Origin of the sequence: Pseudomonas sp. N-137, from assembly GCF_034555295.1 — a bacterium.
Taxonomy (GTDB): domain Bacteria; phylum Pseudomonadota; class Gammaproteobacteria; order Pseudomonadales; family Pseudomonadaceae; genus Aquipseudomonas; species Aquipseudomonas rhizophila.
Genome location: NZ_JAXUDQ010000018.1, coordinates 42,318 through 54,856, shown reverse-complemented (window position 1 = coordinate 54,856; position 12,539 = coordinate 42,318). Strand labels below are relative to the sequence as shown.

The window sequence follows — 12,539 nt, the reverse complement described above, 5'->3', positions numbered from 1 at the left end:
TAGCTATTGAAACTCGGGTATATGCCCACATTGCATGGAACACACCTATAGAAACGGCAGGCTTTTGCCCGTAGGAAAAGCCCCTCATGCCGTTGGAGATTCCGGCCCATGAAACAGCTGTCCGAAGTGAAGTTCTCGACCCTCGACCTCGTGCCTGTGCGCGCTGATGGCAACGCTGCCCAGTCCTTGCGCAACTCGCTGGACCTGGCGCAGCACGTGGAAAAATACGGCTATACCCGCTTCTGGGTCGCCGAGCACCACAACATGGATGGCATCGCCAGCTCCGCGACGGCGGTACTGCTGGGCTATCTGGCGGGGGGCACTTCGACCATTCGGGTCGGCTCCGGCGGCGTGATGCTGCCCAACCATGCGCCGTTGATCATCGCCGAACAGTTCGGCACGCTCGAAAGCCTCTATCCAGGCCGTATTGATCTTGGCCTGGGGCGCGCCCCCGGGTCCGATCAGATGACTGCCCGGGCGTTGCGTCGCGAGCGCTCCGGTAGCGCGGACGATTTCCCTGAAGACGTGGCCGAACTGATGCGCTACCTCGGCCCACGTACCCCGGATCAACGCATCATCGCCATGCCCGGCACCGGGACCAACGTGCCGGTCTGGCTGCTGGGCTCGAGCCTGTTCAGTGCGCAACTGGCCGGCGAGCGCGGCTTGCCCTACGCCTTCGCTTCCCATTTCGCACCGCGCTACATGCATGAGGCGATCCGTATTTATCGCAATCACTTCAAGCCGTCGGCGGTGCTCGACAAGCCTTACGTAATGCTCGGCGTGCCTTTGGTGGCAGCCGACACGGACGAACAGGCTGATTACCTGGCGACCTCGGTGTATCAGCGGATCCTGGCCCTGATGCGTGGCCAGAGCCTGGTGCAGCGCCCGCCTGTGGAAACCATGAACGGTCTCTGGTTGCCCCATGAGAAAGAGGCGGTTGGTGACTTCCTGGGCCTGGCCATGGTCGGCGGCCCGCAGAAAATTCGCGCCAAGCTCGAAGTGCTGATCGAGCAAACCCAGGCCGATGAATTGATCTTCACCAGCGACCTGTATGAGCATGCTGATCGCCTGCACTCCTATGAGTTGCTGGCGCAGGTCATGAAAGGCTGATCACGCGCATAAAAAAGCCGACGCATGCGTCGGCTTTGACCTTCCTGAAGTATCAGCCCTTCTTGTAGACGATTTCCTTCGTGCCGCCTTCGCAGGAGCCGACGACGTCTCCGTCAGTAGCCGTACCCTTATCGACAATTTCCAGCGTATAACCCGATGCACCTTTGGCATCGATTTTCGCTGCGATCTCGCTTTTCAGCTCCTCGCATGGCTTGCCGGCGGCAAACGCAGTACCCGCAAGGCTCAGCAAACCCAGGGCCAACATCAAATTTTTCATCGCTCGCACTCCTTGGTCGGATCAATAGGGCAGGGATCGAACAGACATGACGCGCTTGCCAGATAGCGCATCGCCATTCCCTATGGCACTCCGCCAGCGTGCAAGTTCACAGCCCGTCAGCTATTGGCAATGCGGAAGCCGACTTTAATGGTCACCTGAAAGTGCGCGGCCCGGCCATTTTCGATGTGTCCACGGGTTTCCGTGACTTCGAACCACTCCAGGTGCTTGAGGCTTTTGCTGGCTTCGGCCAGCGCATTGTTGATGGCGTCTTCGATGCTGGTGGGAGAGGAGCCGACCAGCTCGACTTTTTTGTACGTGTGGTGATCACTCATGACGTTCTCCTTGGTTGTCTTTAACAGCCTAGCAGCGAATTTTCGCCTTACGTGTGTCGCCTTTTACCGGGTGAAAGTTCAGATTTACTGCACTTTCAGAAACGGCTGGAGTCCCAATTCACACACGCCACTCAACCACTGCAGGAGAGAGCCACCATGGCCAGCAATTCGTTACGTAAAGCCTCGTTGCAAAGCATGGAAGCGGAGATCGAGAGTCTGCTCAAGTCGTTGGAAAGCCTGAAGGACGACGCTTCGGACGAGTCGCGTAAGACCCTCAAGTCGCTGAAGGCAAACGCCGAAAACGCGCTGAAACATTCCCGGCATCTGCTGAGCGACGCGTATGAAGAGGTCAAGGTGAAAACCCGTGAAACCGGAATCGCCACCCGTGATTACGCTCAGGAGCATCCCTGGACCACCGCTGGCGTCGCGGTCGGGGCGCTGGGTTTGTTGGCGGCTTATTTGCTGTGCAAGCGCGGCGACTGAGTCGCTGGGTTCAGCTCATGCCTGAGCCATTGCGCCAATTGCCGAGCGCGCCCGTCCGCGGCGCGCTTGGGTAGCCACAACGCCAGTCGCGCCGGGGTTTCGTCAAAGCTCCACGGCGCGACCAGGCGCCCGGCGCGCACATCCTCGGCGACCAGCGGTTCGGGTGCGATGGCCACGCCTAGCCCTGCCACGGCCGCCTCCAGCAAGTAATACAAATGCTCGAAACCCTGCCCGAATTTCAGCGCCTTGGGTTCAAGGGCGTTTTGCCGTGCCCAGGTGGGCCACGCCTGGGGACGAGAGGTGGTATGCAGCAGCGCCTCGCCCAGGATTGCGCTTGGCGGGGCGTTTTGCAGGCGGGCGAAACCGGCGTAATGAGGGCTCATGACCGGGCCGATCCGCTCGCTGACCAGTTCATAGACCTGCATGTCTGCCGGCCACGGCGGTTCTGCGAATACCAGCAACGCGTCAAGCCCCGGTCGCCTCGGGTCCAGGTCGCCTTCGCCAGCGGAGAGATGCAAACGCAGATCCGGCAGGTCGGCGTTGAGCCGGCCCAGGCGAGGAATGAACCAGCGCGCCAGCAGACTACCGGAACAGCCCAATACGAATGGTGCATCTGCCGTGCTTTGCGTCAGCTGCGCACAGACGGTGCGTAATCGCTCGAACGCCTCGGCGCTGGCGTCGCGCAGACGCATGCCCGCATCTGTGAGTTTAAGGCCGCGCCCCTCCTTGATGAACAGGCTGACGCCCAAGTGTTCTTCCAGCACCTTCAACTGTCGGCTAACCGCACCATGGGTGACATGCAGCTGTTCGGCCGCCTGACTGACGCTGTTCAGGCGGGCAGTGGCTTCGAAGGCGCGCAAGGCGTTGAGCGGAGGAAGGTCATGGCTCATTTTATCTGTGAGTTTTCCTGACAGGTTGCAGCGATCTTATCGGTTTTCAGCGCGAGATGTCAGGGGTAGAGTGAACCTCATTGTCTTTCTACGCATTCGCCTGGAGCGCCCGATGACCCAGCCTATAACCCCTTTCAACCTGCGCAGTGGCCCGGACGCCAACGGTCTGTTCGGTGCATTCGGCGGTCGTTATGTGGCCGAAACCCTGATGCCGCTGATCCTCGATCTGGCCCGCGAATACGAAGCGGCGAAGGAAGATCCGGCGTTCATTGAAGAACTGGCCTACTTCCAGCGTGACTACGTCGGACGCCCAAGCCCGCTGTATTTCGCTGAGCGCCTGACCGAATACTGCGGCGGCGCCAAGATCTACCTCAAGCGCGAAGAGCTGAACCACACTGGCGCGCACAAGATCAACAACTGCATCGGCCAAATCCTGCTGGCGCGGCGCATGGGCAAGAAACGCATCATTGCCGAGACCGGCGCCGGCATGCACGGCGTGGCCACGGCGACCGTGGCCGCACGTTTCGGTCTGGATTGCGTGATCTACATGGGGACCACCGACATCGAGCGCCAGCAGGCCAACGTGTTCCGCATGAAGCTGCTCGGTGCCGAAGTCATCCCGGTGGTCGCCGGCACCGGTACGCTCAAGGATGCTATGAACGAGGCGCTGCGCGACTGGGTGACCAACGTTGACAGCACGTTCTACCTGATCGGCACCGTGGCCGGCCCGCACCCGTACCCGGCCATGGTCCGCGACTTCCAGGCAGTGATTGGCAAGGAAACCCGCGATCAGTTGCAAGCCCAGGAAGGTCGTTTGCCCGACAGCCTGGTGGCGTGCATCGGCGGCGGTTCCAACGCCATGGGCCTGTTCCATCCGTTCCTGGACGACAAGAGCGTGGAAATCATCGGCGTCGAAGCCGCCGGCTACGGTATCGAGACCGGCAAGCATGCTGCCAGCCTGAACGGCGGTGTCCCCGGTGTATTGCACGGCAACCGTACTTTCCTGTTGCAGGACGACGACGGCCAGATCATCGATGCCCATTCGATTTCCGCTGGCCTCGATTACCCGGGTATTGGCCCTGAACACGCCTGGTTGCACGACATTGGCCGTGTCCAGTACACCTCGGTCACCGACGCCGAAGCCCTGGAAGCCTTTCACAAATGCTGTCGCCTAGAGGGAATCATTCCTGCCCTGGAAAGCGCCCACGCCCTGGCTGAAGTGTTCAAGCGTGCCCCGAACCTGCCCAAGGATCACCTGATGGTGGTCAACCTGTCCGGCCGTGGCGACAAAGACATGCAAACCGTAATGCACCACATGGAACAGTCCCAGCAGGAGAAACACTGATGAGCCGCCTGCAAACTCGCTTTGCCGAACTCAAAGAACAGAACCGCGCCGCCCTGGTGACTTTCGTGACCGCTGGCGACCCGGACTACGACACCTCGCTGGCGATCCTCAAGGGCCTGCCGGCGGCGGGTGCTGACGTGATTGAGCTGGGCATGCCGTTCACCGACCCGATGGCCGACGGTCCGGCGATCCAGTTGGCGAACATCCGCGCCTTGGGCGCACAGCAGAATCTGGCGAAAACCCTGCAGATGGTTCGCGAGTTCCGTGAAGACAATAGCGATACGCCGCTGGTGCTGATGGGCTACTTCAATCCGATCCATCGCTACGGCGTGCAGCGTTTCATTGGCGAAGCGCTGGACTCTGGCGTGGACGGGCTGATCGTGGTGGACATGCCACCTGAGCACAACAGTGAGCTGTGCGAGCCGGCCCAGGCCGCCGGTCTGGACTTCATTCGCCTGACCACGCCGACCACCGATGACGTGCGTTTGCCGACCGTGCTCAACGGCAGTTCTGGCTTTGTGTATTACGTCTCGGTGGCCGGCGTGACCGGCGCCGGCGCCGCGACGCTGGAACATGTGGAAGAAGCCGTGACGCGCCTGCGTCGTCACACCGATCTGCCGATCAGCATTGGTTTCGGCATTCGCACGCCGGAACAAGCTGCGGCCATCGCACGGTTGGCCGACGGGGTTGTGGTCGGTTCGGCCCTGATCGACCATATCGCCAGCGCTGAGACGCCGGAGCAGGCGATCGATGGGGTGTTGAGCCTATGTGCTGCCTTGGCTGATGGGGTGCGTAAGGCGCGGATTAGCTGATTGCCTGATTGAGTCTGCCGGTAGAAAAAAAGGGCATGCCGATTGAGTCGGATGCCCTTTTTTTATGGCTTTGTCCCGAACGTCGAAGGCCCCAAACCGCCAATGTGGGAGCGAGCCTGCTCGCGATGGCCGCCTGTTGGTTGGGCGGGGGATTTATCCCCGCTCGGTGGCGCAACCCAGATTAACGCCCGTATACCTTCTGCAATTGCGCCTCTGTCAGCGCATCCTCGAACGGCACCGGCACTGATTTCACCGCGCCGTAGAGGTTGCGATAACGCCAGTAACTGCCGTTGTGAGCCAGTTGATAACCGCGCTCGACCACGCGCTGACCATCGAGCACATAACGCAAGGTTTCCTGGGCGGCTGGCGGTGGGGTCGGCAGCATCAGGTCAGTGGTCAGCACGCGCATCGATTCGTCGATGCACTCGTCCAGCACCGCCGTGACTTGCGTCAGATCCAGGCTGCCATCATCAATGCAGCGGCTGCCGCAACGCCGAATCGGCTGGCTGGTGACTTCGATGCGCATGCGGTACAGCGCCGAACCGGCAATATCCTGGACCTGCACCTGATTGATCAGCACGAAACTGCCGCGATCGGGAGTGAGCATCAGTTTAGGTTCCACCAGCAGGCGCGCAGTCACGGGCCCCGCTCCCTGCTTGAGGCCGGCTGCCAGCGAAGCCTGCTGGAAACGCTGTTGCAGACGTTCCTGCAACGGCACGCCCGCCAACAGATCGGCCAGCGGGCGCGACTCCTTGGCGGCAGCGTTTTCCGCATCCCGCTGCAAGCTGCCGCTGCCCATCTGGGTATTGATCAGGCTGGCGACCAGCAAACCGGCAAGACCGGCGGTGTTGCCGGAACTGGCGATCAGATTATGGCTCGACGACGCGGCCTGCTGCGCGGCCTTGGCGTCGACCACAGTGCTGGCCCCCACGAACGCCGGCGGCAGTTGTACATCCACCTTGACCCCATGGGCCTGGACGTAAGTCACCGCCTCTTGCGACTTGAAACCGGCCGGCGGCGCAGGCTTCTGCGCGCAACCGGCCAGCACCAGCAGGACCAGCGTGCCGGCCGCTAACAGCGCCCGTTTCATTGTTGTTCGAACGGGGTGATCATTTGCTGGCGGCTGGTATCCATCGCCTGGTAGAAGGCGTTGGTCAGATTGGCGTAGTTAGGCTCGTCCCACTCACCCTGAGCGGCCTGCACGACAGCAAAAGGTTTGAACCACAGCAACTTGTTGTCGGCCAGATCAACCACCATGCCTTGCCCGCCCACCTGCGCCATCGGCACGCTGGTCGGCACGACGCTGTAATAGCTGCGAGTGGCGCCGGTAGCCAGAATGTTGACCAACAACAGGCGATCCACCCCGTAAGTCGCCTTGAGCGGCGTCAGGTCGCGGACCGTGTAGCCTTCGCGGAAACTGACTTCCTTATAGACCTTCAAATCCACCGGCTCGTCGATTCGTTTGGCCTTGTAACCCTTGGCCTGCAACTTGGCGACAATGGCGTCCGGCAGCGTGTTGAGGTCCTTGACTTGCCATTTCTCGACATTGTCGCTGAGCGTGCTGTTAACGCCCTTGTTGATAGCCAAATCCAGAAGACCCTGGTTGCCGGTCAGCGCCAGCACAGGCTCCGGCACCACGGTAATCGCCACGCCGATAGTAGGCTCCTTGGCGTCCCAGAATTGATGATCCAGTGGTACTGGCGGTTGAACATGGGCGCAACCGGTGAGCGTGAGGCAGGCGAGTAACGTCAGTGCAGCGAGGGTGCGGAAGGTGTGAAAAGACATGCATCAAGTCCCTATGATTAAAAACGATGCTGTCTGTGTCGGCAGGATCGGGCGGAACAATAGTGGCAGATTGATATTTTTCTGCTGAATTACAGGGCGCTCGGGAGGGAACTGGCAAATTTGAAGCCGCGTGGAGGTTATCGGCGTGGATCTATGGGGAATCCGGGCTTGTGCGGTTCATTCCGATGGGCAGCTACCGGCCAGAAGCGGTCGTTCGCAATTGGTTGCTTCCGGCTAAATCGGTTGATCGCTTCCGCTCATGAGAGACCGCAATTGGCCGTAGAGGGCAATCCGATTTCTTTCATTTGGAATCTTAAAAAGACAAGGATGCTGGCTACGTTCGCGGCCTGTGGAGCCCTATTGAGCGGGGATTACTGTTGCAGCCTTATCGAAGTGTCTACAGTATGTGTAGCTAAATGCCATCGGCCGAAGGATTGATTGATGCCCACCGACAAAAAAGTCATGCCCGCCATTCTGGATCGTGAAATTTCAGGTGCCGATCAAGATGCGTTTGGCCACAGGCATTTCGCTGAGGGCCTACAAAGCCTGATCGAATCAAAGGAACTATCTCCTCCGTTTAGCATAGGTCTCCTCGGTGGTTGGGGGACCGGCAAAAGTAGCATCAAGGAGCTATACACAAACCATTTGAAAAACGACGCAACCAAGCAAGAAGGGAGGTTGAGAAAGGATCGATTCCATTGCATCACTTTCAACGCCTGGCGATTTGGTGGGCACGATCAAGACATCAAGCGTGCTTTGTTGCGTCACGTGTTCCTAGAGCTCGGTGGCAAAGAGGATCACTTACACGACAAGCTGTTTCGACAGATTAGCGAGACAACGCAAAAACCTAAGTGTTGGTTAGAAATTACACTGGAGACGCTCAGGGCATGGGCACTGCCAGTACCCGCACTTATATCTGCTATGGCCCTATTGTTTGGTATTTGCTGGCTGACGTTGATCGGATTGAATGTTCAAAGCGAATTTCTGAAAAGCGTCGTCGTTTTATGTGTCACGTGGGCATACACATATCTTTTAAAAAATATAAAACCACCTGCAGTTGCTTCGTCGACGCCTGTCACGCGAGTAGAGCTTCCAAATACCACGTCTGAACAATACGAGGATCTGCTCCTCGATCAAATTCGGAGTTACAAATCTGGTGACTGTCAATCCCTAGAGGGTCGCTCTGGGAAAACGTGTGAAAGGTTGGTGGTCTTTGTTGATGATTTGGACCGTCTTTCATCCGAGGAAATGGTACTTGGCCTGGATGCTGTACGCACGTTCATGGAGATACCTGCTAGTCGTCTGCCAAAGGGCATTGGCTTGGTTTTTGTTATTTCTTGTGACGAGGCAAAGGTAGCTGACGCTCTTGCTCGAGGTCGGAGGAATAGCGAGCTTCCTGGTTCAGTGGTTACCCACAACGATGCGCGTAGATATCTGGATAGGATCTTCCAGTTTCGCTTGGAGATACCACCGCCCCCTCGGCATGACATGCGCGAATTCGCCCGTGCTCATTTGGCTAAGCTGACCAGCGTCACGGCGGATTTTAATGCCCGTGGTATCCATATGGCTCCGATTATTGATCGAATGATTCATGTCAGCGTCCAAGATCCGAGAAACGCGCTTCAAATCGTGAATGCTTTTGCTCAAGCCTGGTGGGTGGCTCAAAAGAGGGAGGCAGAAGGAATCGGTACGAACAAGCCTGGTGGATTGCACGAAGGAGCTGTCACATCGCACCCTATTTCACTTGGAGCACTATGTGCGATGAAGGTAAGTTTTCCTGACTTTTACCGCGACCTTCAAGAAGATCCCTTATTTTTGCAGCGCTTCACTGATGTCGTTATTCGTAAGCTGAACTTAGATGATCAACCCCTGCAAACGCAGGACCGTCTAAAGGAACGCTATTTCAAGCTCACAACTGACGGCGAGTTCGTTCTCAAGGCTGAACATCGACCACTCCGGCAATTTGTTGCAAGCTTGGACGGTTTAAGATGGCCGCCTTCGCTACAAAGCCTGCTTTTGCTTTCCGAGGACCCTGTTACTCGTCGTTTAGGACCAAAAATAGCGCCAATTTACGGTGATTTTGTTTCCGGAAATACTCAAGGTGTCTTGGAGGGGTTCGCAAGGCATAGTGACAACGCTCTTCTTCACGAAAGCGAAGCTCGAGCGCTTTTTCAGATGTTTGAAGACCTTCGGCAGGAGCTACCTGCGCTTAGAGCGCGTGCATCACGGGTTGTAGCTGACTTAGTAGAACGTTTGCCCGAACCACCGGCTTACCAGCTAATCAGTATGCTCTGTCGTGAAATTGGGGATTCTCTGGATCTACGCTCGCAGCTCGGGATAGAGAAAATCGGGAAGATTCTGCGATCTGCCGTTACTGACGACCAGCGTGTTATCGCGTCTCGCCTTGTTGGTGATGTACTGGGCGGTTCCGAAGCAGTGAAGCTTCTGCGCGAGACCATGGAACCGCCTAGTCTTGATGAAGCCGTCGATATGGTTCGCATGGCAGTCCCGATGATTCTAACCGTGCGTGCGAGCATCAGCTTAGAGCGAAGAGCAGACGAACAACTGCTCAGTTGGTTGCTCAATCGGAATATCTCAATTGGCAATAAACACACGCAACTTTCCTTTAAAGAACTGGAGCAATGGCTAGAGGATTACGGCGACAATCTATCTTCAGCCTTAGGCCTTAATTATATAAATGCGCTCGCAGAAGAGCTAGAGAGCAGTAAGACTTCTCAATTCGATATGCTTCCCAGCGTTACTCGAGCACGCAAAATATTTGATCAAATGATGGATCAGGGCACCGAGTCAAGGCCCCTACTTTGGGCTCCCTTGGCACGCTATGTATCTCTTTCCGGTTCGTCGGCTGTGCGCATGGCGTGGGAGGTTGCTCAAAGCAACATTCAGCACGCGGACGATGACGATATTTGTCAGTTCGTCAGTGATTTCGTCGCAAGACTGTCGAAGGATTTCGATGATGAAGAGTCTACGATGGAGCATGAGATCGCAGCATCAAGCCTGTTAAAGTTTGTTCACGAACGAGTAGATGCTCTGGATGCAGAAACTGTAGCAGCCACTGCCGACTTAGCTGATATGTGGGCTAAAAACGATTTCCTGACTGAACAAGCGTGCGCGTTACTGTCTGCGTTACGAAAAAATGACGAAACGGACTTCATGCGAATCATTGGTGGATGGGTACCGCAGCTTTTCGTAAGCCTTCCCATCGATTGCGTCAAACTGGTGGCAGCTCAATTCGACACATTGACTGATCCTACTAAGACCGCAGTCGCCGCCCCTCTCTCTGCCTTTCTCACAAGCGCCGCTGCAGTTGATTCCGCTTTGGAAAGATACAAAGTATTTATTCTTAATACACCGCCATCGGCTTGGAAAGCCGGGCCGCTGCATAGCTATGTAGATAGTCTCATTCAGCATCTCGCGGCCCAAGTGAGCACTGAGGCAGTCATTAAATCTCTACTACAGCCAAGCGTTCCTCTCTTAAAATTCGCATCGCCGAGCATTTTAGGTCCTTACCTTCAGCAGCTCTTTGTTCAGGGAAAAAGTTATCCAGGCTACTTTTCATGGATGCATTTCTGCCTAGCTCAATACTGGCCAGTGAAGTCAGATAACCTTCCAGGTTACGACCCTCAAGTTATCTTCGATGAGGCTGGCACTTTTGCAGTGACTTATCCAGCGCATACGAGACAAGGGGTTTTACTTTCTATGCACGAGATGGTCCGGCGGGACTTGGTAGGGCTCGAGGGGCGCAAGAAATTAATTGCTGCCAGTTGTTCAGCCTGGTCAGCTAATCCAAGCGTCTCATTGAGCTCTTTCGAGCAGGGGTATTGCGAGCTAACTCCTGAGCAAGCTGCCAATCTAACATCACCCATAGAATGGGCAAATTCCGATCACCTAGAGACGCTACAAAAAGCTTGGAAATTCATCGCTGCCAATAAGAATGGCCCTGCTCCGAATGAGGTTCTCGTACGGCTTCTACAGCAAGGGCCTCAAGGAAGTGAAGAGCAACCTGATTTGGCAATCCGTATGTGGCTCCAGTCTCAAGAGGACAAAGGACAAAAACTAATGGCGGAAGTGCTGGAAGAAGATGCTCTGGAGGATATTCACAGGCGGCGGTTGTGGGCCTATGCAATTGAGAGGTTCAAAGAACTAGGTGCGCCATTTTTTCTATCAATGATTCCAAAAATTAGTTCGCTCGCTAATGCAGAGCAGACAATCAAGGCGGTATTCGACGATTTCACAATTGTCATAAGCGTACTTAACTCTCAAGATCTCAAGTCTGAAATGGCAGTTCGTTTGATGGACGTGTTCTCGGTTGCCGTCACCAATTCAGCAAAAGGTCGTATTGCCGAAGCGAGCAATAAGCTTGTTAGTCAGGCAGCGTTGAAAAACTTTAAGCCTAAGTCACTTCATAAAGACGAGTTTGATATTCTCAGTGCGATTTTTGGAGCGCGTCATATGAAAAAATTCGAAAAAATGGTCGATGAATGATGTGCTGTCTATGCATTCGCTTGTGGATTAGCCGATAACCGCCGGGAGATGATTCCTCAATACTTGTACGCCCAATTGAACAGCGTTTTGGGGCCGAGAGCAGCCTTTCGTGAATGGCCGCTATTAGCCGATTGCTGCCGGTCACGAATGGTAGCGCATGGCCGATAGTAGGCGAGGATCGACAGCCGTTAGTACTTGGGCCGTTTTGCTATGTTTCTGTAGGTGATGCAGCGAAACGAAAGCGCAGCCCAGTGATGAGATGAAACAGGCTCGCTAGGAAAGCTGCGGTCAGATGCAAATACGTCAAACCCGACGCAAGACGTCGGGTTTGATGTCGGATGGGTTGTTATCGCGGATCGACGTTATCCAGCACCCGGTTCGCCAGCAATGAACTCAGTTCGATCAGTTGCTGGACGCCGAGGGCGATGTGGCGGCGGGGGCCTTCGAGGTCGAAAGCCAGATTGCTGATCATCGCGTCGGCGGATGCCAGGTTTTCGCTGAGGTTGGCGAGCAGGCATTCGTTGTCGGCGTTTTTTGCCACGGTGAACAACTGGCCCGGTTTGGATGCATCTTCGGACTTTTCCGGTTTCGGTAGCAGGTAGTGATCCAAGGCGCGTTTGGCGGCTTCGTCGTGCTTTTTATTTTTGCTACTGGAATGAGTAGAGGTTGCGTCTGTTTCTGGAGGGTTCGGAGTTATCTTGAACATATGCATTTTTCCTTCTAGTAGGCCGCAACCATCTCGCTACTAAACGAAGGGGGTGGCAGCTGTGCGCAAGTTAGTAGACCGGTGGAAAATACATAAAAGCCCGGCGCGCCCGAAGGCGCCATGCGCACAGCCACCATCAAATGCAGGCTACGCCTGACTGATGAGACTCATGCAACCATTATGTATTTCCAACCAGGGCTACTAAACCCGACCACTGATGGGCAGTGGCAGGGAAACGATAGAACCCATGGGCAAGGCGCACAAGCGGGTGGATTCTGGCGTAGTTGTAGGCA

At 56.1% G+C, this 12,539-nt stretch carries 11 protein-coding genes; 5 read left to right on the top strand and 6 right to left on the bottom strand.

Translation table 11 applies throughout. From position 1 onward, the window contains the following. Nucleotides 1-108: 108 nt before the first annotated feature. Nucleotides 109-1,110, top strand: a complete 1,002-nt coding sequence (locus tag T3A99_RS15145; RefSeq protein WP_058544936.1) for an LLM class flavin-dependent oxidoreductase — start codon at nucleotides 109-111, stop codon at nucleotides 1,108-1,110. A 52-nt stretch (nucleotides 1,111-1,162) separates the two neighbouring features. Here T3A99_RS15145 and T3A99_RS15140 read toward each other — a convergent pair whose 3' ends face one another. Both T3A99_RS15140 and T3A99_RS15135 read right to left on the bottom strand, forming a co-directional pair. After that, a complete protein-coding gene (locus tag T3A99_RS15140; protein ID WP_047230071.1) occupies nucleotides 1,163-1,387 on the bottom strand; it encodes a DUF1161 domain-containing protein in 225 nt (74 codons plus the stop codon). 116 nt (nucleotides 1,388-1,503) lie between these two features. Further along, nucleotides 1,504-1,719, bottom strand: a complete 216-nt coding sequence (locus tag T3A99_RS15135; protein WP_003177209.1) for a dodecin — start codon at nucleotides 1,717-1,719, stop codon at nucleotides 1,504-1,506. Nucleotides 1,720-1,875: 156 nt separating this feature from the next. On the opposite strand from T3A99_RS15135, the gene T3A99_RS15130 reads away from it, so the two are divergent. Further along, nucleotides 1,876-2,202: a DUF883 family protein gene (locus T3A99_RS15130; protein WP_003196426.1), complete on the top strand. Its 327-nt coding sequence runs from the start codon at nucleotides 1,876-1,878 to the stop codon at nucleotides 2,200-2,202. On the opposite strand, the gene T3A99_RS15125 is transcribed toward T3A99_RS15130, so the two are convergent. Next, a complete protein-coding gene (locus tag T3A99_RS15125) occupies nucleotides 2,175-3,092 on the bottom strand; it encodes a LysR family transcriptional regulator (RefSeq protein WP_322834524.1) in 918 nt (305 codons plus the stop codon). The genes T3A99_RS15130 and T3A99_RS15125 overlap by 28 nt on opposite strands. A 112-nt stretch (nucleotides 3,093-3,204) precedes the next feature. On the opposite strand from T3A99_RS15125, the gene trpB reads away from it, so the two are divergent. Both trpB and trpA read left to right on the top strand, forming a co-directional pair. Continuing rightward, nucleotides 3,205-4,437, top strand: coding sequence for a tryptophan synthase subunit beta (gene trpB / locus T3A99_RS15120; RefSeq protein ID WP_274090604.1), 1,233 nt, complete (start codon nucleotides 3,205-3,207; stop codon nucleotides 4,435-4,437). Then, nucleotides 4,437-5,249, top strand: coding sequence for a tryptophan synthase subunit alpha (gene trpA, locus T3A99_RS15115; protein ID WP_047230074.1), 813 nt, complete (start codon nucleotides 4,437-4,439; stop codon nucleotides 5,247-5,249). Before trpB ends, trpA begins: the two co-directional genes overlap by 1 nt. 181 nt (nucleotides 5,250-5,430) lie before the next feature. On the opposite strand, the gene T3A99_RS15110 is transcribed toward trpA, so the two are convergent. Both T3A99_RS15110 and T3A99_RS15105 read right to left on the bottom strand, forming a co-directional pair. Continuing rightward, a complete protein-coding gene (locus T3A99_RS15110; RefSeq protein ID WP_322834523.1) occupies nucleotides 5,431-6,339 on the bottom strand; it encodes a hypothetical protein in 909 nt (302 codons plus the stop codon). After that, nucleotides 6,336-7,034 carry a hypothetical protein gene (locus T3A99_RS15105; RefSeq protein WP_047226735.1) on the bottom strand — a complete coding sequence of 233 codons (699 nt, stop codon included), beginning with the start codon at nucleotides 7,032-7,034 and terminating at the stop codon, nucleotides 6,336-6,338. The genes T3A99_RS15110 and T3A99_RS15105 overlap by 4 nt, the downstream gene beginning before the upstream one ends. 441 nt (nucleotides 7,035-7,475) lie before the next feature. On the opposite strand from T3A99_RS15105, the gene T3A99_RS15100 reads away from it, so the two are divergent. Then, the gene (locus T3A99_RS15100) at nucleotides 7,476-11,540 is read left to right on the top strand and encodes a KAP family P-loop NTPase fold protein (RefSeq protein ID WP_322834522.1); all 4,065 of its coding nucleotides are present in this window, start codon (nucleotides 7,476-7,478) and stop codon (nucleotides 11,538-11,540) included. A 346-nt stretch (nucleotides 11,541-11,886) separates the two neighbouring features. Here the strand turns inward: T3A99_RS15100 and T3A99_RS15095 are convergent, their stop codons facing one another. After that, the gene (locus T3A99_RS15095; protein ID WP_322834521.1) at nucleotides 11,887-12,246 is read right to left on the bottom strand and encodes a DUF6124 family protein; all 360 of its coding nucleotides are present in this window, start codon (nucleotides 12,244-12,246) and stop codon (nucleotides 11,887-11,889) included. Nucleotides 12,247-12,539: the final 293 nt, after the last annotated feature.